The 19,424-nt window shown below is 65.6% G+C and carries 18 protein-coding genes; 12 read left to right on the forward strand and 6 right to left on the reverse strand.

The annotated features are described in order from the left end of the window. Positions 1–11 precede the first annotated feature (11 nt). The gene (gene draG, locus N825_RS17655; RefSeq protein WP_037454645.1) at positions 12–905 is read right to left on the reverse strand and encodes an ADP-ribosyl-[dinitrogen reductase] hydrolase; all 894 of its coding nucleotides are present in this window, start codon (positions 903–905) and stop codon (positions 12–14) included. 31 nt (positions 906–936) lie between these two features. Continuing rightward, complete coding sequence (locus N825_RS17660) at positions 937–1,854, reverse strand: NAD(+)--dinitrogen-reductase ADP-D-ribosyltransferase (protein ID WP_084164828.1); 918 nt, start codon at positions 1,852–1,854, stop codon at positions 937–939. Between the two features lie 320 nt (positions 1,855–2,174). Here N825_RS17660 and nifH point away from each other — a divergent pair, with 320 nt between their 5' ends. From nifH to N825_RS17710, 10 genes are all read left to right on the forward strand, one after another. Continuing rightward, positions 2,175–3,077 (forward strand): nitrogenase iron protein, encoded by a 903-nt coding sequence (gene nifH / locus N825_RS17665; protein WP_037454648.1) that lies wholly within the window; start codon positions 2,175–2,177, stop codon positions 3,075–3,077. A gap of 169 nt (positions 3,078–3,246) precedes the next feature. Next, on the forward strand, positions 3,247–4,692 hold the full coding sequence (nifD, locus tag N825_RS17670) for a nitrogenase molybdenum-iron protein alpha chain (RefSeq protein WP_037454651.1): 1,446 nt from the start codon (positions 3,247–3,249) through the stop codon (positions 4,690–4,692). 88 nt (positions 4,693–4,780) lie between these two features. After that, on the forward strand, positions 4,781–6,328 hold the full coding sequence (nifK, locus tag N825_RS17675) for a nitrogenase molybdenum-iron protein subunit beta (RefSeq protein WP_037454861.1): 1,548 nt from the start codon (positions 4,781–4,783) through the stop codon (positions 6,326–6,328). A 115-nt stretch (positions 6,329–6,443) separates the two neighbouring features. Then, positions 6,444–7,817, forward strand: coding sequence for a nitrogenase iron-molybdenum cofactor biosynthesis protein NifE (gene nifE, locus N825_RS17680; RefSeq protein WP_037454654.1), 1,374 nt, complete (start codon positions 6,444–6,446; stop codon positions 7,815–7,817). Positions 7,818–7,842: 25 nt separating this feature from the next. After that, positions 7,843–9,210: a nitrogenase iron-molybdenum cofactor biosynthesis protein NifN gene (gene nifN, locus N825_RS17685; RefSeq protein WP_037454863.1), complete on the forward strand. Its 1,368-nt coding sequence runs from the start codon at positions 7,843–7,845 to the stop codon at positions 9,208–9,210. A gap of 82 nt (positions 9,211–9,292) precedes the next feature. Then, positions 9,293–9,694, forward strand: coding sequence for a nitrogen fixation protein NifX (gene nifX / locus N825_RS17690; RefSeq protein WP_245613151.1), 402 nt, complete (start codon positions 9,293–9,295; stop codon positions 9,692–9,694). 8 nt (positions 9,695–9,702) lie between these two features. Continuing rightward, positions 9,703–10,161 carry a NifX-associated nitrogen fixation protein gene (locus N825_RS17695; RefSeq protein ID WP_037454656.1) on the forward strand — a complete coding sequence of 153 codons (459 nt, stop codon included), beginning with the start codon at positions 9,703–9,705 and terminating at the stop codon, positions 10,159–10,161. A gap of 27 nt (positions 10,162–10,188) precedes the next feature. Continuing rightward, positions 10,189–10,386 (forward strand): CCE_0567 family metalloprotein, encoded by a 198-nt coding sequence (locus N825_RS17700; RefSeq protein ID WP_037454660.1) that lies wholly within the window; start codon positions 10,189–10,191, stop codon positions 10,384–10,386. Positions 10,387–10,450: 64 nt separating this feature from the next. Then, positions 10,451–10,744 (forward strand): ferredoxin III, nif-specific, encoded by a 294-nt coding sequence (fdxB, locus tag N825_RS17705; RefSeq protein ID WP_037454663.1) that lies wholly within the window; start codon positions 10,451–10,453, stop codon positions 10,742–10,744. A gap of 8 nt (positions 10,745–10,752) precedes the next feature. Further along, positions 10,753–11,379 (forward strand): nitrogen fixation protein NifQ, encoded by a 627-nt coding sequence (locus tag N825_RS17710; protein WP_245613152.1) that lies wholly within the window; start codon positions 10,753–10,755, stop codon positions 11,377–11,379. 132 nt (positions 11,380–11,511) lie between these two features. Here the strand turns inward: N825_RS17710 and N825_RS17715 are convergent, their stop codons facing one another. The 4 genes from N825_RS17715 to N825_RS17730 are packed head-to-tail and all read right to left on the reverse strand — an operon-like array spanning position 11,512 to position 17,146. Continuing rightward, on the reverse strand, positions 11,512–15,048 hold the full coding sequence (locus N825_RS17715; protein ID WP_037454664.1) for a molybdopterin cofactor-binding domain-containing protein: 3,537 nt from the start codon (positions 15,046–15,048) through the stop codon (positions 11,512–11,514). Beyond that, positions 15,045–15,530 carry a (2Fe-2S)-binding protein gene (locus tag N825_RS17720; RefSeq protein ID WP_037454665.1) on the reverse strand — a complete coding sequence of 162 codons (486 nt, stop codon included), beginning with the start codon at positions 15,528–15,530 and terminating at the stop codon, positions 15,045–15,047. The genes N825_RS17715 and N825_RS17720 overlap by 4 nt, the downstream gene beginning before the upstream one ends. A gap of 33 nt (positions 15,531–15,563) precedes the next feature. Then, the gene (locus tag N825_RS17725; RefSeq protein ID WP_281174366.1) at positions 15,564–16,058 is read right to left on the reverse strand and encodes a MarR family winged helix-turn-helix transcriptional regulator; all 495 of its coding nucleotides are present in this window, start codon (positions 16,056–16,058) and stop codon (positions 15,564–15,566) included. Positions 16,059–16,093: 35 nt separating this feature from the next. After that, positions 16,094–17,146, reverse strand: coding sequence for a 2,5-dihydroxypyridine 5,6-dioxygenase (locus N825_RS17730; RefSeq protein ID WP_037454669.1), 1,053 nt, complete (start codon positions 17,144–17,146; stop codon positions 16,094–16,096). Positions 17,147–17,452: 306 nt separating this feature from the next. Here N825_RS17730 and N825_RS17735 point away from each other — a divergent pair, with 306 nt between their 5' ends. Together N825_RS17735 and N825_RS17740 are read left to right on the forward strand one after the other, a co-directional pair. Beyond that, positions 17,453–18,601, forward strand: a complete 1,149-nt coding sequence (locus N825_RS17735; protein WP_037454672.1) for an FAD-dependent monooxygenase — start codon at positions 17,453–17,455, stop codon at positions 18,599–18,601. Continuing rightward, on the forward strand, positions 18,598–19,413 hold the full coding sequence (locus N825_RS17740) for an alpha/beta fold hydrolase (protein WP_037454674.1): 816 nt from the start codon (positions 18,598–18,600) through the stop codon (positions 19,411–19,413). The genes N825_RS17735 and N825_RS17740 overlap by 4 nt, the downstream gene beginning before the upstream one ends. Positions 19,414–19,424: the final 11 nt, after the last annotated feature.

Consider the following 19,424-nt stretch of genomic DNA (forward strand, 5'->3'; position numbering starts at 1 on the left):
CGGATGCCGGCTCAGCCGGTTCGGCAAGCCGGTGACAGCGCCAGCAGCAGATCGGTCTGGCGCTCGATCTCGGTCCGCACCTGCGGGTCTAGCTTCCTCAGCCAGCGTGGCGGCAGGTCCTTCGCGCCATAGGTGGCGCCGGCCAGCATGCCGGCGATGGCTCCGGTGGTGTCGGCGTCGCCGCCTTGGTTGACCGTCTCGACGATGCAGGACTCGATGCTGTCGGTGCGGAAATAGAAGTGGAACACCGTCTGGATGGTGTCGATGATATAGGCGGTCGACAGGCCCGAGTAGGGCGTGAAGCGGAAGCCCTTGTGCGCCGCGACCAATCTATTGGCCTCCTCGCGGCAATCCTTGATGCCGCCGCCTTGGATCAGGCGCCTGACCATGCGGCCCAGGCACAGCACCGCCGCGTCGGACAGCGGGTTGTTATGCGTGATGTGGGATTGCTCCAGGCTGCGCTGGATGAAGGCAGCGTCGTCGCCTAGGGTCGAGAGCGCGACCGGCAGGTTCCGCATCGCGGCGCCGTTGCCGGCGCTGGTCTCGGACAGGGGGGCCTCGATCTCGCCTTTGATCATGTAGCCGCGGATGCCGCGCCGTGTCGTGTCCCCGACATCGGCCGGCACGCCACGCAGCCACTCGGCGAAGCAGTCGGCGACGAGCTTGAGGTCCCAGCCGGCGGATTTGATGATCGCGCGTCCCAGCCAGACCGACATCTCGGTGTCGTCGGTGACTTGGCCCGGCGACAGCCGCAGCCAGCCACCGCCCTTGATGTGACGGTGGATCCCGTATTCGCGGGCGATCTCGCTCTTGGTCATGAACTCGACGGTGGCGCCAAGCGCGTCACCGCAGGCCAAGCCGAGATACGCACCCAGGGCGCGATCCCTGATCTTGGGGTCGATCATTGGCTGTGCCGTGCTTTCCAGATGGATTGTCCTAGAATATCGAGGCGGTGACCCGGTAGTCGCCGCCCACGACAAGGTATTCACCTTCGCCCTGGAAAGGGTAGCGTGGCAGGAGGTCGCGGAAGAACACCAGCTTGGCGCTGGGGACCCGGGCCTCCAGGATGTGGTCGCCGAACTGGCCCGCGATATCGCGGTCATTGGTGAACGAAACCAAGTTGTTGAGCCGCAGGATCACGGATCGGCGGGACTTCGCCCCATCGGACCGGCCGACGATGTGGTGCTCCTCGAAATCGTTGACGCCGCGGTACAGCGTCAAATGGGCGCAATCCGGTCCGAACAGCCGAGGCACCGACCACTGGCAGAATTCGAACAGCAGGTCGAGCTGTTCGTGGATCATGTTGTTGTGGAATCGGGTCGACAGCTTCTGTTCCAGGTAGCCAGCCCAGGCGTCCGACGCCATCCGGCGCAGCGGCGCCTTGTGGAAGGTGGGCAGCAGGCCGAACCTGCTCTCCACCCAGCCCTTCAGGACGGCGCCCTCGGCATTGTTGCTGTCGAACATCCATCCCTTCAGGAGCCGCAGGTAGGACGAGCGGAACCGCTTCCGTCCGTCGGCGCCGGCGCTGCCGCTGAAATCGGGCGAGATCCCGAAGTGATCGCCCATGTAGGCCTGGAACACGTCCCCCGCCTCGACCGCCGTCCGGGTCTCCTCGAGGCTGGCGAACAGCGCCGCGTGGATCTGCCTTGTGCCGCTGATGTGGAGGGGGACCGGCCGGTCGTTGAACGCGGTCGAGCCGAGCAGGTCGGTCGGCACCCGGAGCAGGTTCGTCCTGTGCTGGCGTTGGGATACGGGAGCGGGTTCATCCGCGGGGTCCGTCCAATCCACGGACGGGGGATCGGTGTCTTGCGGAGCGGGTTGGCCCGCTTCTTCCTTATTGTCGCCGCTGGTCATGTCGCCACCTTCTTGATGGCCCCGAGCATAGCGCCGCGTGGGCGTCTTGCAATGGACCAGCGGTGAAGGGCCGCATGGTCCCAAACCCCGGCGCGGTGTGTCAGACCCGACAATGTGTAGGGGTTTGTCAGGTATCACACAGCTTGACCGACCCCTGCGACAAGCTGTCAGGACGGCAAATCTCTTTTTAAAATCAACGTTGTAAGAAATTTCCCCGGATTGGCACGCTGGGTGCATCACAGGGTCTGTGCTGCGGCCCTGTTACCCGCCGCGACTGGACCACGAAACGGCTACCACAGCCTGCCAAGGAGCGAAAACTTATGGCCAACAAGCTTCGTCAGATCGCCTTCTACGGGAAGGGCGGCATCGGCAAGTCCACCACCTCCCAGAACACGCTCGCCGCCCTGGTCGAACTCGATCAGCGCATCCTGATCGTCGGCTGCGACCCGAAGGCCGACAGCACCCGTCTGATCCTGCACGCCAAGGCCCAGGACACCGTCCTGCACCTCGCCGCCGAGGCTGGCTCGGTCGAGGACCTGGAGCTCGCCGACGTCCTGAAGATCGGCTACAAGAACATCAAGTGCGTCGAGTCCGGCGGTCCGGAGCCGGGGGTTGGCTGCGCCGGCCGCGGCGTCATCACCGCCATCAACTTCCTGGAAGAGAACGGCGCCTATGACGACGTGGACTACGTGTCCTACGACGTGCTCGGCGACGTGGTCTGCGGCGGCTTCGCCATGCCGATCCGCGAGAACAAGGCCCAGGAGATCTATGTCGTCATGTCCGGCGAGATGATGGCGCTGTACGCCGCCAACAACATCTCCAAGGGCATCCTGAAGTACGCCAACAGCGGCGGCGTCCGCTTGGGCGGCCTGATCTGCAACGAGCGCCAGACCGACCGCGAGTACGACCTGGCCGACGCCCTGGCCAAGCGCCTCGGCTCCAAGCTGATCCACTTCGTCCCGCGCGCCAACATCGTCCAGCACGCCGAACTGCGCCGCCAGACCGTCATCGAGTACGCTCCGGACAGCGCGCAGGCCGACGAGTACCGTCAGCTCGCCAGCAAGATCCACAACAATTCCGGCAACGGCGTCATCCCGACCCCGATCACCATGGAAGAGCTGGAAGACATGCTGATGGACTTCGGCATCATGAAGACCGAGGAGCAGGCGCTCGCCGAGCTGCAGGCCAAGGAAGCCGCCGCCGCGGCCGCCGCTTCCGCGTAACGAGCACTCCGAGGCGGCGCCTTCCAAGCCGCCGCCTCGGACACCACCTGACCGCGCCAGCGCCGATGAGCCCTGGAGGGCGGTCGAACACCGCAGCGCGCGGACGCGCTGGCACCCCATACGGATTTCGCGCGCGCGGCGCGCATCGGACGAGCAGCAGGAGGCCGGCATGAGCTTGGCGAACGAACAGACCAAAGAAGCGACCCAAGCCCTCATCAATGAGGTGCTTGAGGCTTATCCCGAGAAGTCGCGCAAGCGCCGCGCGAAGCACATCGGCATCCAGACCGCCGAGGCCAAGGATTGCGACGTCAAGTCGAACGTCAAGTCGATCCCCGGCGTCATGACCATCCGCGGCTGCGCCTACGCCGGTTCCAAGGGCGTGGTGTGGGGTCCGATCAAGGACATGATCCACATCTCCCACGGCCCGGTCGGCTGCGGCTACTATTCCTGGTCCGGCCGCCGCAACTACTACATCGGCGTCACCGGCGTGGATAGCTGGGGCACGATGCACTTCACGTCCGACTTCCAGGAGAAGGACATCGTCTTCGGCGGCGACAAGAAGCTCGCCAAGGTCATCGACGAGATCAACGACCTGTTCCCGCTGGTCAACGGCATCTCGATCCAGTCCGAGTGTCCGATCGGCCTGATCGGCGACGACATCGAGGCCGTCGCCCGCAACAAGGCGACGGAAATCGGCAAGCCGGTCATTCCGGTTCGGTGCGAAGGCTTCCGCGGCGTCTCCCAGTCGCTGGGCCACCACATCGCCAACGACACGATCCGGGACTGGGTGTTCGACAAGACCGAGCCCAAGGCCGGTTTCGAGGGCACGCCCTACGACGTCACCATCATCGGCGACTACAACATCGGCGGCGACGCGTGGTCGTCCCGCATCCTGCTGGAGGAGATCGGTCTCCGCGTGATCGCCCAGTGGTCCGGCGACGGCACGCTGGCCGAGCTGGAGAACACCCCGCTCGCCAAGGTGAACCTCATCCACTGCTATCGGTCGATGAACTACATCGCCCGCCACATGGAAGAGAAGTTCAACATTCCTTGGATGGAATACAACTTCTTCGGCCCGTCCCAGATCGCCGAGAGCCTGCGCAAGATCGCGGCGCTGTTCGACGACAAGATCCAGGCCAACGCCGAGGCCGTGATCGCCAAGTACCAGCCGCTGGTCGATGGCGTCATCGCGCGCTTCAAGCCCCGGCTGAACGGCAAGAAGGTCATGCTCTACGTCGGCGGCCTGCGTCCGCGCCACGTGGTCGACGCCTACCACGACCTGGGCATGGAAGTCACCGGCACCGGTTACGAGTTCGCCCACAACGACGACTATCAGCGCACCACCCATTACACCAAGGAAGGCACGCTGATCTACGACGACGTCACGGCCTACGAGTTCGAGAAGTTCGTCGAGAAGCTGGATCCCGATCTGGTCGCGTCGGGCATCAAGGAAAAGTACGTCTTCCAGAAGATGGGCAAACCCTTCCGGCAGATGCACTCCTGGGATTATTCCGGCCCGTACCATGGTTACGACGGGTTCGCCATCTTCGCCCGCGACATGGACATGGCGATCAACAACCCCGTGTGGAACCTGACCAAGGCCCCCTGGGCCTGACATCAAACAGGCGGCGGCGCGACCGCGCCGTCGGTCCGCTTCCCGCCGCCGTCCGGTCAAGCCGGCTTGAATATTCTTGGAGACCAACATGCCCCAGAACGCTGAGAAGATTATCGATCACTTGGAGCTTTTCCGCCAGCCCGAGTACAAGGATATTTTCGCGCGGAAGCAAGCGGAGTTCGAGTACGGCCATCCCAAGGAAGAGGTCACCCGGGTCGCCGAGTGGACCAAGTCCGAGGAATACAAGGCCAAGAACTTCTCCCGCGAAGCCCTGACCATCAATCCGACCAAGGCGTGCCAGCCGCTGGGCGCCGTGTTCGCGGCCCAGGGCTTCGAAGGCACCCTGCCGTTCGTCCATGGTTCGCAGGGTTGCGTCGCCTATTACCGCTCGCACCTGACCCGTCACTTCAAGGAGCCGAATTCCGCAGTGTCCTCGTCGATGACCGAGGACGCGGCCGTGTTCGGTGGCCTCAACAACATGATCGACGGTCTGGCGAACACCTACAGCCTGTACCAGCCGAAGATGATCGCCGTGTTGACGACCTGCATGGCCGAGGTCATCGGCGACGACCTGCAGGGTTTCATCGTCAACGCGAAGAACAAGGACAGCATCCCGCAGGACTTCCCGGCCCCTCACGCCCATACCCCGGCCTTCGTCGGCAGCCACGTCACCGGCTACGACAACATGATGAAGGGCATCCTGAATTACTTCTGGGACGCTCCGGACGCGGCTCCGCGGGTCGAGAACGACAGCCTGAACGTGATCGGCGGTTTCGATGGCTACGCCGTTGGCAACAACCGCGAACTGAAGCGCATCTTCGGCCTGTTCGGCATCGACGCCACCATCCTGTCGGACGTGTCCGACGTGTTCGACACCCCGACCGACGGCACCTTCCGCCTGTATGACGGTGGCACGACCATCGATCAGACCAAGGCCGCGAAGAACGCCAAGGCCACGATCTCGATGCAGGAGTACTGCACCCCGCAGACGCTCTCCTACATCAAGGACAAGGACCAGACGGTCGCCAAGTTCAACTACCCGATGGGTGTCGCCGCCACCGACGAGGTGCTGATGAAGCTGGTCGAGCTGACCGGCAAACCGGTTCCCGCCGAGCTGACCCTGGAGCGCGGCCGTCTGGTCGACGCCATCGCCGACAGCCACACCCACATCCACGGCAAGCGCTTCGCCGTCTATGGCGATCCCGACTTCTGCCTGGGCATGACGAAGTTCCTGCTGGAGCTGGGCGCCGAGCCTGTCCATGTCCTGTCGACCTCGGGTTCCAAGAAGTGGGACAAGCAGGTCCAGAAGCTGCTCGACGGCAGCCCGTTCGGCAAGTCGGGCGCGGCCTATGGCGGCAAGGACCTGTGGCACCTGCGGTCGCTGCTGTTCACCGACCCGGTCGATTACATCATCGGCAACAGCTACGGCAAATACCTGGAGCGTGACACCAAGATCCCGCTCATCCGCCTGACCTATCCGATCTTCGACCGTCACCACCACCACCGCTACCCGACCTGGGGTTATCAGGGCGGCCTGAACGTGCTGGTCCGCATCCTCGACAAGATCCTCGACGACATGGACCGCCACACGAACATCGCCGGCGAGACCGACTACTCCTTCGACCTGATCCGATAAGCGACCCGACCCCGGCGCCGCTCCCCGGAGCGGCGCCGGGCACCACCCTGGACTTCAACCTACCGCGCTTCACATCACCGCGCCCTTGGGGGCGGCTTCCTGACGGGGGAACGAGATGCTGGTCGACAAGGTGCAGGAAGTCTTCAACGAACCGGGTTGCGCCACCAACCTTGGGAAATCGGAGAAGGAGCGCAAGAAGGGCTGCACCAAGGCCCTGAAGCCCGGCGCCGCCGCCGGAGGATGCGCCTTCGATGGCGCCAAGATCGCGTTGCAGCCGATCGCCGACGCCGCCCACTTGGTCCATGGCCCGATCGCCTGCGAAGGCAACTCCTGGGACAATCGCGGCTCCAAGTCGTCCCACTCCCAACTCTACCGGACCGGATTCACCACCGACCTCAGCGAACTCGACGTCATTCACGGCGCCGAGAAGAAGCTGTTCAAGGCGATCAAGGAGATCGTCCTCAAATACGACCCTCCCGCCGTCTTCGTGTATCAGACCTGCGTCCCGGCCCTGATCGGCGACGATGTCGAGGCGGTCTGCAAGTTCGCCGCGGACAAGCTGGGCAAGCCGATCATCCCGGTCAACGCGCCTGGTTTCGTGGGCAGCAAGAACCTGGGGAACAAGCTGGCCGGCGAGACGCTGCTGGACCACGTGATCGGCACCCGCGAGCCGGAGGTCACCACCCCCTACGACATCAACATCATCGGCGAATACAACCTCGCCGGCGAATTCTGGCTGGTCAAGCCGCTGCTCGATAAGATGGGTGTCCGCATCCTGTCGATGATCTCCGGCGACGGCAAGTACAACGAGGTCGCCACGGCGCACCGCGCCAAGGTCAACATGCTGGTGTGCTCCCAGGCGCTGATCAACATCGCGCGCAAGATGGAGGAGCGCTACGGCATCCCGTATTTCGAGGGATCGTTCTACGGCGTCTCGGACATGAGCGATACGCTCCGCAACATCGCGAACCTGTTGGTCGAACGCGGCGCTCCCACGGATCTGATCACCCGCACCGAGGCGATCATCCGCGAGGAGGAGGCGCGCGCGTGGCGCCGCCTGGCTCCCTACAAGGAGCGGCTGGCCGGCAAGCGGGTCCTGTTGTTCACCGGCGGCGTCAAGAGCTGGTCGATGGTCTCAGCACTTGAGGGCGCCGGGCTCGAGATCATCGGCACCAGCGTCAAGAAGTCGACCAAGGAGGACAAGGAGCGGATCAAGAAGATGAAGGGCGAGGAGTTCCACATGTGGGAGGAACTCAAGCCCAGCGACATCGCCCGGATGCTGCGCGACAGCGAGGCCGACATCATGCTGTCGGGCGGTCGCAGCCAATTCATCGCGCTGAAGGCCAAGGTTCCATGGCTCGACGTCAACCAGGAACGCCATGTCGGCTTCGCCGGCTACGACGGCATCGTGGCCTTGGTCGAGGAGATCGACAAGACCCTGGGCAATCCGATCTGGCGTCAGGTCCGTAGCGCAGCACCTTGGGAATAAGAGGGCGGCAATGAGGGAACCGGCGATGTTCAAGGCTCACCAGTCCAACAAGGCCGCCACGATCAATCCGCTCAAGATGAGCCAGCCGCTGGGTGGCGCGCTGGCCCTGCTGGGCATCGACAATTGCCTGCCGTGCTTCCACGGCAGCCAGGGCTGCACCGCCTTCGGCCTGGTGCTGATGGTGCGCCATTTCCGCGAGGCCATCCCGCTCCAGACCACCGCGATGGATCAGGTCCAGACCATCCTAGGCGGCTACGACAATCTGGAAGCGGCCGTGCTCACCATGTACGAGCGCAACAAGCCAGAGGTCATCGGCGTCTGCACCACCGGCCTGACCGAGACCAAGGGCGAGGACATGCGCGGCGCGCTGGCGACCTTCCGCAAGCGTCATCCGGAAGTGTCCGACAACTGCCATCTGGTCTTCGTCAACACCCCCGATTTCACCGGCGGGCTCGAGGACGGCTTCGCCAACACGGTGACCGCCATCATCGATGGCATGGTGACGCCGTCGGAAATGACGGTCTCCAACCGGGTCAACGTGCTGGCCGGCAGCCACCTCACTCCCGGCGACGTGGAGGAGATCCGCGACCTAATCGAGGGCTTCGGCCTCACCGCCGTGATCCTGCCCGATCTGTCGACCTCCCTTGGCGGACGCCAGCCCGACGATTTCAAGGCGACCACGCTGGGTGGCGTGACCGCCAAGGAGATCCAGGGCATGGGCGCCTCCGTCCTGACGCTGGCGCTCGGCGAGCACATGCGGAAGCCGGCCGAGGCGCTTGAGCGGAAGACCGGCGTGCCGTTCCTGCTGTTCGACCGGTTGGTCGGTCTGGAGGCGGCCGACCGCTTCATCAAGGCGCTGGCCGATGTCAGCGGCCAGCCGGTGCCGGCCCGAGTCCGCCGCCAGCGCGAGCATCTGGTCGACGGCATGCTGGACGGGCATTTCTACTTCAGCCGCAAGCGGGTGGCGGTGGCGTTGGAACCCGACCTGCTGGCGGCCTATTGCGGCTTCCTCCAGGACATGGGCTGCGAGGTGACCGCCGCCGTGGCCCCGACCCAGTCGCCGGCCCTGGAGAAGATCAAGGCGTGGTCGCTGCTGGTTGGCGACCACGAGGACTTCGAGACTCTGTCGCACGGATCGGATCTGGTGATCTCCAACAGTCACGCCCGGCAGTCGGTCGACCGGCTTGGGACGCCGCTGGTCCGGGCCGGCTTCCCGACCTTCGACCGGCTGGGGGCGGGACACCGCGTCGTCGTCGGTTATCGCGGCACCCGCGACCTGCTGTTCGAGCTTGGCAACATCTTCCTGGCTAACGACCACGAACACGCGTCCCACGACTGGAAGCACGATCCGAAAATGGAGGACCACCATGGCGGTCCGCACGCGGCGGCTTAGGCTCGTCCCCACCACGTCCGCCGGCGCATCCGCCGGTGCGTCCGGGCCGGGTGGGGCCGGTGTCCCGGCAAAGCGAGAGGGAATGATGAAGGTTGCTTTCTGTACCCAGGACATGGCCCGCGTCGACGCCCATTTCGGGTGGGCCAAGAACATCGCGATATACGAGATCGATCCGACCGGCTACCGCCTGCTCGAGGCGGTGCAGTTCAACGGCGAGATGTTCGAGGACGGCAACGAGGACAAGCTGGTCCCCAAGATCGCCGCGATCGAGGACTGCGCCATCGTCTATCTCGCCGCCATCGGCGCCTCCGCCGCGGCGCGGATCGTCGCCAAGAAGATCCATCCGGTCAAGGTCGAGCAACCCGAGGCGATCGTCGGCCTCTGCGAGAAGCTCGTCACCCTGCTGGCCGGATCGCCGCCGCCATGGCTTCGCAAGGCGCTCAACAAGGGCGCCGAAGTCGCCCGGAATTTCGATGAGGAGTGAGTAGACACATGTCCGATACAATCGAAGCCCCCGTGGTCGATCAGCAATTCCTGAAAACCCTCGTCTCCCTGATCCGCGCCGAGGACACCTATGGCGCCTGGGAGGGCAAGAGCGACGACGTGCTGCTGCGCCCGTTCGTCCTGACCAAGGAGGAGCGCCGGCTGATCCCGATCATCGGTGATCCGGACCCAGACACGATCACCCGCGTCGAGCAGTTCTACAAGGCGATCGGCCTGACCATCGAGAAGCGGACCCGCCTGATGGCGACGCCGATCATGAAGATGAGTCATGAGGGCTTCGGCCGCATGGTGCTGCTGACCGGCCGCCTGGTGGTGCTGAGCAAGCATATCCGCGACGTTCACCGCTTCGGTTTTCCGTCGGTCGAGGCGGTTTCGCAGGACGGCGCCAAGCTGGTCGACGAGGCCCTGGCCCTGATCGAGAAACACCGCGACGTGGCCGAGCTTTGAGGCCATTCCCGAGGGGAGTTCCCGGACATGAGTGACATCGACGCCCTGAAGGACGAGATCAAGAAGCTGAACGCGCGCGCGACGGCGAAGAAGATGGATCTGCACGACCTGTCGGAGGAACTGCCGGGCGATTGGGAGAAGATCCTGACCGTCGCGCAGGACACCTATGACGCCTACAAGCAGCTCACCGAGAAGCGCGCCGAATTGAAGGCGCTGACTTCCTGATCGACCCCTTTTTCCAAAACAAACAGATCACGAACACGACAAGAGAACGCGAGGAGAGTTCACGATGAGCGAATTTGTCCAGGGAAAGACCAAGGGCGGCGGGGCGTGGACTCCCAAGTTCGTTTCCGATCTCAACCAGAAGGCCTGCATTGGCTGCGGCCGGTGTTTCAAGGTCTGCCCGCAAGGCGTCCTGAACATGATCGGCATCACCGAGGATGGCGACATCGTCGACGCCCAGGATGATGACGCCGAGAAGAAGGTGATGAGCATCGCCAACGGCGACGCATGCATCGGTTGCCAGTCCTGCTCCAAGGTCTGCGGCAAGAGCTGTTTCACCCACGCTCCCCTCGCGGCCTGAGGTTCGACATGACCATCATGACGCCCGCGACCTTCGCCTTCGCCGATGCCGCCGACCTATACGGCGCGCTGATGGACGGTGCCGCGGACGCGGGCGATCCCGATGGTCATGTCTTCGCCTGCGTACTGGCGGCCCGGGCCCGCGACTGCGCCGACCCGCTCGACGACGCGGTGGGCCTGGAGCCGGCGGAACTCGATCGGCTGCTGGTCCGCCACTTCCCCGGAGTTTCGCCCGACGGTCCCGTGATGGCCTATCTGACGGCGCGGCGGGGTCGGCGGACCGGGGCCGGTGTCGCCGACTTCGTGATGGCGGAGGAGGTCGCCGACCTCCGCCTCCTGCTGACCGACCACATCACCGCCCCGGTGGAGGAGGCGGGCTGGCTCGCTTCCATGGTGGCGCGGGCGTGCCTGTTCTCCAACCACCTCTGGCAGGATCTGGGCCTAGCCAGCCGCAAGGACCTGTCCGGCCTGCTCACCCGCCATTTCGAGCCGTTGGCGTCGAAGAACACCGCCGACATGAAGTGGAAGAAGTTCTTCTACAAGCAGCTTTGCGACCGCGAGGGCCTGAACCTGTGCAAGGCGCCCAGCTGCGGCGTCTGCACCGACTTCAAGCTCTGCTTCGGGCCCGAGGAGTGACGGCTATCGATTAATCGTGTTGGGGCCGTAGGTCGGCTAGAGTTGCCGCCGGCGCGGGGCGCCAACGAGCCAGCTTGTCGGGTGCCGCTTCGCTCTACCCGACCTACGGGAATTCGCTGAGTTTTACAACCTTTAATGGCTGCCTGGATTGGCCCTGATCCTCGCCACCGTGTTTTCCAATCCGGACCAGGCGGGTTTGTCCGGCGCGAAGCCGGTGCGGAGATAGGCCAGCAAGTCGGCGACCTGACGGTCGGTGAAGCTGTCCTTGAAGGCCGGCATGTAGCCAAGGTCCGGCGTCGCGGGGTTCTGGATGCCGTGCAGGATCACGCGGGCGAGGTTGTCCGGCTTGTCGCTGTGGACGTTGGTGTTGGCGGCCATGGAGGGACTGACGCCGAATAGCGTCGGACCGGCACCGTCGCTGTGGCAGGCCCTGCAGGCGCCCTGGAATATACGCTCTCCCCCGCTGATCGAGACTGGAGCGGCGGCCACGCCGCTGGTGGCGGTGCCGTCGAGATCCGTCAGGTATGTCGCGATGGCGCGGATGTCGGATTTCGGTAGCGTCGCCAAGCCGGCGACCACGGGTCCCATCGGACCGGCGGCGACGCCGTGACTTTCCGAAAATCCCGTTGTCAGGTAGGTTTCCAGATCGTCCACGGTCCAGGGCGTCGGCGCCTTGGACAGCCCATTCAATGCTGGCGCCTCCCAGCCGTCGACCATTCCGCCAGCCAGGAACGCGGCGCCGGTCTTCTCCGCTCCCAAGGCGTTGCGCGGCGAGTGGCAGGCGGCGCAGTGGCCCAACCCGTTGACCAGATAGGCGCCCCGGTTCCACTCGGCGCCGCGCTCCGGGATGGGTTCGGCGGTGCCATTCCGCAAGAACAACGTGTTCCAAGCCGCCATCAAGGGGCGCAGGCCGAAAGGGAACGACAGCCGCGTCTCCGGCGGCCGGTGGCTGACCGGCGGCTGCGACATCAGGTGGGCGTAGAGCGCTTGCATGTCCGCCTCCGTGATGCCGCGGAAGGCCGTGTAGGGGAACGCCGGATAGAGATGCCGTCCGTCCCGGCTGATCCCGTCGCGCATCGCGCGGTCGAACGCGGCGAACGACCACGCGCCGATGCCGGTCTCGACATCCGGCGTGATGTTGGTGCTGAACACCGTGCCGAACGGTGTCTCCATCGCCAAGCCCCCGGCGTTGGGGATGCCGTCCGCGGCGGTGTGGCAGACGGCGCAGTCACCGAGCGCCGCCAACTGGCGGCCTCGCTCCAGGGTTTCCGCCGACCACGTGTTGGCGCCGGGTGGCGCTATCGGGGCGATCGGCGCCCGCCACGGCAAGGCTGTCACGCCCATGCCGACCACGGTGCCGAACAGGCCAGCGAGCCCGGCCACCAGCCATTTGCGGCGCCTCGGCTTGGCCAGCGGAGCGGGTGATTGGTCGCTGAGCGCTCGCGGGTTCAGCGCCTCGCGGACGCGCTCCGCCGTGATCGGCAATTCGCGGAACCGGATGCCGGTGGCGTCGAAGATGGCGTTTGCGATGGCGGCGGCGCTGGGTACCGCCGCCGACTCCCCCGAACCCAGGGGTGGCTCGTGCTGGCGCGGCATCATCAACACGTCGATATCCGGCACCTCGGGGAAGGTCATGATGGGGTAGCCGCCCCATTCCTTGGAGGTGACCGCCGATCCCTCGAAGCTGACCTGTTCCTTCAGCACCCGGCTGGCGGACTGGATGACGTTGCCGTGGATCTGGTGGCGAACACCGTCCGGGTTGACCATCATGCCGGCGTCGTGCCCGATCACCACGCGGGTGACCGCCACTTCACCGGTTTTCCTGTCCACCGCGACATCGGCCGCCCACGCCGCCCAGGCGGCGCCAAAGCCGGGGAACCTGCTGTGGATGTAGCGGGCATAGGCGAAGCCGCGGCCCCGCAGGATGTCTCCCTCGGGCGGGATCGTCCGGCGGGCGGTGCGCGGCTCCCAGCCGGCGCGCGCGGCGGTGGCCTTCACCAAGTCGGCGGCGCGCTCGTCCGGCAGATGGCGCAGGCGGAACTCGACCGGATCGACGCCGGCGGCGAAGGCCAGCTCGTCGATGTGGGATTCATGGGCGAAGGTGTTGGGCAGGGCCGACACGCCCCGCATCCACGACGCCCGCACGATCGGCGCCATGTCGTTGATGGTGACCCGCATGTCGTCGAAATCGTAGGGCGGGATCGAGGTCCTGTCGCCCATCTCGTAGGCGGCGGCGACCGGCTCGACCCGCCCGGTCAGCAGCAACGCCAGCGTCGGCGCGCCGTTCGACGGATAGCTGGTCGCGAAGTCGTAGCCCGCGACCGCGCCTTCCGCCGTCAGGCCGCCCTCGACCTCCATCAACTGGGCGGCACCCTTGGGCTCCCAGACGTGCTCCTGCTCGCGGGTCAACTGGACACGGACGGGACGGCCGACGGCGCGCGACAGCAGCACCGCGTCGGCGCTGACATCGTCGGCGCAATTGCGGCCATAGCAGCCCGCCGCCTCCATCCGGATGATCTCGACTCCGTCCTCCGGGCATTCCAGCAGCCAGGCGATATCGGCGCGCAACAGGTGCGGGTTCTGCGTGCCGGACCATACCTTGACACCATCGGCGCCGACATCGGCCACCGCGCAGGATGGCCCGATCGAGCCATGGAGCTGGTAGGGCCAGACATAGGTCCGCCGCAACCGTTGGTCGGCCGCCGCGAGGGCGGCGTCGACATCGCCCTTGTCCAGCACGACGCGCGGCTTGGACGGGTTGGCGCGGAGTGCCCCCGCCAAGTCGCTCGACAGGTCGGGCAGCTTGGATGACCAGGGCTTCCAGGTCAGCCTCAGGTCCTTCGCGGCCTTGATCGCCTGCTCCTCACGCTCGGCGACGACGCCGACGAAATCGCCGATCGCCACGACGTCGATGATGCCGGGAATATGGGCGATCGACTCCCGATCCACTCCCAGCAGGCTGGTTCCGACGAAATCGCCGCTGTCGATGCCGGCGTAGGGTGGCCGGATCACGCGGCCGTGCAGCATACCGGGCACACGCATGTCGTGGACGAATGTCCGGGTGCCGGTGGCCTTTGCGGGGATGTCGATACGGGGCGTTCCCGTGCCGACGACGCGGTACTGGTCGACCGGCTTCAGCGGCGCCTCGCCGGAGACGCGGAGCCTTACCGTATCGCCCCGCACCAGTTCGGCATAGGACAGGCGCCGATTGTCGTCCGCCCGCCCGGTCGAGACGACGCCGTCCGTCACCACGAGATCATGTGCCGGGACACCGAAGATGCCGGCCGCCTTCTCCACCAGGAAGCGCCGGGCCTCGGCGGCCGCGTTCCGCAGGGGGATCGCGGAGATCTGGATGCTGGCGCTGGCGATGGTGGCGCCCTGGTCCGGCGTGACCGCCGTGTCTCCCAGCACCATGTTCACTTGGCCGGGCGAGAGGTCCAACTCCTCGGCGACGATCTGCGCCAGCGCCGTGCGGATACCGGTGCCGAGATCGACATGGCCGTTGAAGGCGTGGACCGCGCCGTCGTCGCACACCGCGATGAACAGGCCCAGTTCCATTGGCCGCGGCGCCGTCCGCGCCGACAGGCCGGGCGGTGGCTGGATGTCGTCGACGATCAGCAGCACGCTGTCGCGCCGGAACAGGGCGTCCTTGTTCAAATGTTCCGTCATGGTGCCGATCCGGAAGCGGCGCGGCGGACCGCGCGCAGGATTTCCACATGGGTGCCGCAGCGGCACAGATTGCCCGACAGCTCGCGCCGGATCTCGTCGTCGGTCGGGCGGGGATTGCGGTCGAGCAGGGCCTTCGCCGTCATGATCATGCCGTTCAGGCAATAGCCGCACTGGGCGGCCTGCTCGGCGATGAAGGCCCGCTGGACCGGGTGCGGATCGTTGGCGGTGCCGAGACCTTCCAGCGTCGTAACCACGCGCCCGGCCACGGCGGGGAAGGGGATGACGCAGGACCGCGCCGCGACGCCGTCGATCAGGACGGTGCAGGAACCGCACTCGCCCAGCCCACAGCCGTATTTGGGACCGTTGAGGCCAAGGTCGTTGCGCAGGATGTGGAGGAGCGGCGTGTCGGCCATGGCCGTGACGCTGGCGCTCGCCCCGTTGACGTTCAGGGAAACCGTTCTTTCGACTGGGCGCGTTGGCAACTGCGGACTGGCTCCTGGGTGTGGAGGGTTGGACTACTCCGGCGGTTCCTGCTCGTTCATCTTCCGCAGCAGGAACAGGATCGCCAGACGCTCCGCCGGGTTCAGCCCGTCCAGCGTCAGTTCGGTGATCCGCCTAGCGTGGGGCACCATGTCCTCGATCAGCGTCCTGCCGGCGTCCGTCAGGTTGACCACGACCTTGCGGCGGTCCTCCGGATCGGAGGCCAGCGTGATCAGGTCACGCGCCTTCAGCCGTTCGATGATGCCGCGGATGGTCGCCTGATCGACGGCGGTCGCCTGGACCAGTTGGGTCAACGAACTGGGACCGCGATCCCGCACGGCGCACAGCGTCACGAACTGCACTCCTGTCAGTTGCGGGTCGCAGGCGTTGCGCTGGAAGATTGCGACGTGCCGCTGATAGGCTTTCCGCAACAGATGTCCGATCTGTTCGGAAAAGTCATAGTCGGTCGTGGTTTCAGGTTGGTCGCTCGGCATGGGGAAGGGCTTGCGTGTCGGTTCGGGGGCCGACACGTTGCCACAAATCCGATCACGAGTGGCGGACGCCGTCATCCGACCCGCGACGCCTCCGGGGCCACCACGTCGCCGGCCAGCACGACCGCCTCGCCATCCAGCAGCACGTCGCAGTTCCGCATGGCGATATCCATGTGGCACGGCGTCTTGCGGCTGCCGCCGACCTCCGTGTTGGGCCCGGTCGAGAACAGGAAGTTGCCATAGAACGCGCGGGCGTCCATGCACATGCCGTCGTTCTTGTCGTGCAGGCCCATGGCGGTCCACTGCGCGCGCGGCTGGAGCCCCCAGCCGATGTGCGAGATGCCGTAGACCTCGGGATCGTTGAAGTATTTCATGTAGTCGCGCAGGTATTCGGCGTCGAACCCGCCATGGATGCGCCGGACGAATCCCTCCGAGATCTCCAGCGTGACCTTCTCGCGCACATAGGTCTTGAACGGCAGCAGCATCTCGCCGACGTCGAGCACCAGCGTGCCTTCCGCCGTGCCTTCGTTGGGCCACGAGAACAGGAAGCCGCTCGGCCAATGGTCCCAGCGGCCGGGCTCGTCGGCGATGCCGAATTCGGTCACCGTCGGGTACTGGCCCAGGCGCGCGCTGAAATCGGTGCCGGATTTCGATAGGACGCGGATCGATCCGGCCTTCTTGAGCACCTCCTCGGCCGCCAGGACCCGGGCTTTGTCCTCCAGGCTGGGCAGCATGCGGGCCAGCACCTCCGGCGGCTCGACCGCCAGCAGCATGCGGGTGCCGGTCTTCAGGATCTGTTCCTGTTCCGGCGAGTGCAGCAGCATCATGGTGTCGACGATCAGGTCGGCCGCCTCCAGCGCGCGCTGGGCGGCGATGTTGCCGGTCAGGGCGGTGTCGCCGCAATAGGCGGTCATGTCGTTGCCCATCGCCTTGGGATGGTTGAACGACGGCAGCTCGACGCCATAGACCTTGGCGCCCAGCCGCTGGGCCGCGTCCATCGCGGCGTCGACGATGCGCTGGTTCGAATAATGGCTCTTGAGCACCGCGACGCTCTGCGTCTCGTCCACCTTCGACAGCTTCAGAACGTGTTCGAACATCTGGGTCAGTTCGCGGTCGCTGACGGGCATGTCGTGTCTCCCTGTTCCGGGTTTGCTCTGGCTGGAGCAAGGGTAACGCACTATGATACAGCGTGTACACTTATTTTTGTGGTTTGGTCGCAAAGGATCGGAATGCCGGAAGCGCCAAAATCTGGTGCACCAAGGCGCTCAAGAAGTGCGCAAACCCGCTAATTCTAAGGCAGTGTTAAAATAAGCGTGTACGCTATAAAACTATTGTCGGCATTACTGATTGAGCGTATACGTCACAAACCGATTTCGCGGGACCAGTCCCGCCGATGGCTTGGGAACACCCCCCGACACAGAGGAGACACGCGGATGCGAGGCAAGGAGAGGATCGCCGTCGTTGGCGCCGGCCTGGGTGGGGCGGCAGCCGCGGCGCTGCTGCAAAGGGCGGGCTTCACCGTCGATGTCTTCGAGCAGGCGCCGGAATTCTCACGGCTGGGCGCCGGCATCCATCTCGGTCCCAACGTGATGAAGGTGTTCCGCCGGATCGGGATCGAGGACCAGCTCAACGCCATGAGTTCCCATCCCGACTTCTGGCTGAGCCGTGATGGCGAGACCGGCGAGTACCTGTCGCGCATTCCACTCGGTGGGTTCGCGCTCCGGGAATACGGCGCCTCCTATGTCACCATCCATCGCGGCGACATGCACCAGGTCCAGATGACGACGCTGGCGCCGGGTTCCGTCCATTTCGGCAAGTACCTGACCGACGTGGAGGAGGGCGGCGACGACGTGCTGCTGACCTTCGGCGACGGCACCACTGCGCGCGCCGACATCGTGATCGGGGCGGACGGCATCAATTCCAGGATCCGCGAGAAGCTGCTGGGTCCGGAGGATCCGCACTATAGCGGCTGGGTCGCCCACCGCGCCGTGCTGACCGGCGATCAACTGGCCAAGTACGGCCACGATTTCGAGGACTGCGTCAAGTGGTGGACCGACGACCGCCACATGATGGCCTATTTCACCACCGGCAAGCGCGACGAGTATTATTACGTCACCGGCGTGCCCCATCCGGCCTGGGAGTTCAAGGAGGCCTTCGTCGACAGCAACCGCGACGAGATGTTCGAGGCCTTCCAGGGCTACCATCCCACCGTCCAGGCGCTGATCGAGAGCACCGGCGAGGTCACCAAATGGCCGCTGCGGAACCGCAATCCGCTGCCGGTCTGGAGCCAGGGCCGTCTGGTCCTGCTGGGCGACGCCTGCCATCCGATGAAGCCCCACATGGCGCAGGGCGCCGGCATGGCGATCGAGGACGCGGCCATGCTGACCCGCTGCCTCCAGGAAACCGGGCTTGGCGACTACCCGCTGGCCTTCGACCTTTACGAGGCCAACCGCAAGGAGCGGGCGTCGCGCGTCCAGGCCGTCTCCAACGCCAACACCTTCCTCCGCACGCAGGAGGACCCCGCCTGGGTTTATGGCTACGACGTCTACGCCCACCCGCTGAAGTCGGCGGCGGCGGCATGAGCGGCACCTTCCTGTATGGCGCCAATGTCCGGGCCAACGGCATCCGCCAGCATTATCTCCGCTATGGCGGCGCGGGGCCGGCGCTGATCCTGATCCCCGGCATCACCAGCCCGGCGATCACCTGGGGCTTCGTCGCCGAACGGCTGGGGCGGGAGTTCGACACCTATGTCCTCGACGTGCGCGGACGCGGCCTGTCGGAAACAGGTTCGGGTCTGGACTATGGCATCGACGCCTGCGCCGACGACGTCACCGCCTTCGCCGGGGCGCTGGGACTGGCGGAGGCCGGCTACCATCTGGCCGGCCATTCGATGGGTGCCCGCTTCGCGATCCGCGCCGCCGTCCGCCAACCCAAGGGAATTCAGCGTCTGGTGCTGATCGATCCCCCGGTTTCGGGGCCGGGGCGGCGGGCCTATCCGAGCAATCTCGACTGGTATGTCGACAGCATCCGCCAAGCGGTGGCCGGCATGGACGCCGACGCCATGCGGGCGTTCTGCCCGACGTGGACCATCGAGCAACTTCGGCTTCGGGCCGAGTGGCTGCACACCTGTCACGAGCCGGCGATCGTCGAGACCTATCGGGGCTTCCACGAGGACGACATCCATCAGGACCTGCCCAACCTGCCGGTCCCGGCGCTGCTGATCGTCGCCGGACGGGGCGGAGTGATCCAGGCGGAGGACGAGGCGGAGATCCGCCAGCTCCAGCCGGGTATCCGGATCGCCCGGGTCGAGGACGCCGGGCACATGATCCCGTGGGATGACTACGAGGGCTTCTTCGCCGCGTTCGGCGATTTCCTCGGCAAACCCCTGACCTGACGGCGAGAGAG

The sequence above is a fragment of the Skermanella stibiiresistens SB22 genome (genome assembly GCF_000576635.1).
GTDB classification, from domain to species: domain Bacteria; phylum Pseudomonadota; class Alphaproteobacteria; order Azospirillales; family Azospirillaceae; genus Skermanella; species Skermanella stibiiresistens.